This window comes from Ilumatobacter sp. (assembly GCF_041688325.1).
Classification (GTDB): domain Bacteria; phylum Actinomycetota; class Acidimicrobiia; order Acidimicrobiales; family Ilumatobacteraceae; genus Ilumatobacter_A.
Genome location: NZ_JBDNIJ010000344.1, coordinates 1 through 2054, shown reverse-complemented (window position 1 = coordinate 2054; position 2054 = coordinate 1). Strand labels below are relative to the sequence as shown.

Here is a 2054-nt window from a genome sequence, read left to right as displayed (position 1 = left end):
TGCGTCGTAGGGCTGATCGTGTCGGCGCCGCGCCGTGTTCGACATCGACAGGTTCGGCTCAATGTGCCAGTCGAGAGTTTCGTAGCCGAGGGCAGGCCAACCGTTGTCGCTCATGATGTGCGTAGCCTTTCCTTCCAGGCAACCTAAGTAAAGGTTAATACTTGAGTCTTTACTTGCATAGAGCGGAAGTGTGCCTTGATGCACGGCCGTCGCTGCCCGAAGTCAGGTGACCGGTGCGCCCCTGACTTCCTACCTGTTCGGTCTCACCCGACGTCGTCGGGGCCGCTTGGCTCGTCGATGTGATGAACCCGCCAGCGGACACCTTCGGCATCGAGCACGGCGGGAAGCACGCCCTCGCTCGCCTTTGGCGACAGCCACACCACGTCGGCGATGTCGAGAGCGGCGGCTGTGGCCTCGATATTCAGCAGGTTCAGCCGAGGATGCCGGCTGGCCACGCCGACCATTGTCGACACCGCAGCGCGGGGTTCGGGCAGGCTGATGTCGTCGCGCAGTCGCAGGAGCTGCTCGATCGCGCGTGCTTGCCGGGTGGTGCCGATTCGCTCGAAGGGGCCGGAAAGGTGGCCACCCGCACCGAGGACTGCTGCCCGGCATGCCCGGAAATACCAGTACATCGAGGTGGCGTAGGCAACGCCCTCGATGCCGATCCCGACGGTCAGTTCTTCGATGAGCAGTCGGTCGTCGATGAGCACACGCTTCACAGCTACTGATCCGCCAGATCCGGGTCGTCGAGCGCGTCAAGGCCGTCCTCGTAACGATCTTGAAGAACCGCTCGCAGCTCTCGGCGGGCGGCGTCGAGCCCACCGGGCACGACGAGCGCAGCATCGCCGAGGTCGATGACGCCAACGACGCCACCGTCGGTGAGGCCCCATCGCCGCCTGAGCGCAGCTGGCAGACTGGTCTGGCCGCGGTGGGACACCTTTGCATCCATCGTCTCGTTCATCTTTGCATTGTAAGCAATGCATCACTACAAGGCGACGCTGCCCTGTCGCACCGTCTTGCGCATGACGGCTGTGATGGTGCTGATCCAACTCGCCGTCACTGCTCGCACGCCCACGGTCCCTTCGCTGCGGCCGTCGCTTGACACGTAACGCTTACTCGTTACACTTGTAACATGGCACGGCCAGTCGATCAGCCGACGTGTGCCCATTGCGGGCAGACGATTGAGCAGGTGGCTGGGCGCGGGCCGGCGCCGAAGTACTGCAGCAACGCGCACCGTCAGGCTGCGCACCGCGCTCGGAATCGATCGGCCACCGAGCAGCGGGATGCCGAACCAGAACTCCTGCCAGACCTCGGCGCGCTGGTGCTGCGCCACCGTCAGGCAATCCTCGACATCGCCGCCCGTCGCAAGGCTTCCAACGTCCGACTCTTCGGCAGCGTCGCCCGCGGTGCCGCACACGCTGGCAGCGACATCGACCTGCTCGTCGACCTCGACGACTCAGTCAGCCTGGTCGGCCTTGCCGGACTGCAACGAGAACTCGAAGCACTCCTCGGGCGCCACGTCGACGTCGTCCCCGCCGAGCAGCTCAAGGCCGGCCTCCGTGCCGACGTCGAAGCAGAAGCAATCACGCTGTGAGCCGCAGCGACACCCAGCGCTGCGACGACATCGTGGCGGCCTGCGAAGCCATCACATCCCACCTGCAACGCGGCGACCTCACCGACGGGCTCGTCTTCGATGCGGTTCGTGCCCGACTCATGGAGATTGGTGAAGCCGTCAAGTTGATCGACCCCACCGTGCTCGCCAACGAGCCCGACATTCCGTGGGTCGACATTGCCGCCATGCGCAACCACCTCGCACACCGCTACTTCGACACAGCGCACGCAATCGTCCAGGCCACCATCGACTCCGACCTGCCACCAATGCGCGTTGCGATCACGCGAATCCGCAACACGCTCGCCTGACTCAAACGCGCCGGTCCTCAGCTATCGGATGCCAGAGCGGCTAGACATGGAAGATGGCTGCCAGCACCCCGAAGCATCACAGTGAGTCCGAGCGGCCCGTCGAGAGTTTCTTCCGATCGGTCCAGCAGCCCAGC

Annotated in this window: 4 protein-coding genes; 2 read left to right on the top strand and 2 right to left on the bottom strand. The window is 64.6% G+C overall.

Annotation, left to right across the window (positions count from 1 at the left end; all coding sequences use genetic code 11):
- Positions 1 to 263: 263 nt before the first annotated feature.
- Both ACH2EI_RS17965 and ACH2EI_RS17960 read right to left on the bottom strand, forming a co-directional pair.
- Positions 264 to 719, bottom strand: coding sequence for a hypothetical protein (locus ACH2EI_RS17965; RefSeq protein WP_395161034.1), 456 nt, complete (start codon positions 717 to 719; stop codon positions 264 to 266).
- A gap of 2 nt (positions 720 to 721) precedes the next feature.
- Positions 722 to 961 (bottom strand): AbrB/MazE/SpoVT family DNA-binding domain-containing protein, encoded by a 240-nt coding sequence (locus tag ACH2EI_RS17960; protein WP_395161032.1) that lies wholly within the window; start codon positions 959 to 961, stop codon positions 722 to 724.
- A 171-nt stretch (positions 962 to 1132) separates the two neighbouring features.
- Here ACH2EI_RS17960 and ACH2EI_RS17955 point away from each other — a divergent pair, with 171 nt between their 5' ends.
- Positions 1133 to 1594 carry a nucleotidyltransferase family protein gene (locus ACH2EI_RS17955; protein ID WP_395161030.1) on the top strand — a complete coding sequence of 154 codons (462 nt, stop codon included), beginning with the start codon at positions 1133 to 1135 and terminating at the stop codon, positions 1592 to 1594.
- Positions 1591 to 1920 carry a DUF86 domain-containing protein gene (locus ACH2EI_RS17950; RefSeq protein WP_395161028.1) on the top strand — a complete coding sequence of 110 codons (330 nt, stop codon included), beginning with the start codon at positions 1591 to 1593 and terminating at the stop codon, positions 1918 to 1920. The genes ACH2EI_RS17955 and ACH2EI_RS17950 overlap by 4 nt, the downstream gene beginning before the upstream one ends.
- Positions 1921 to 2054 lie beyond the last annotated feature (134 nt).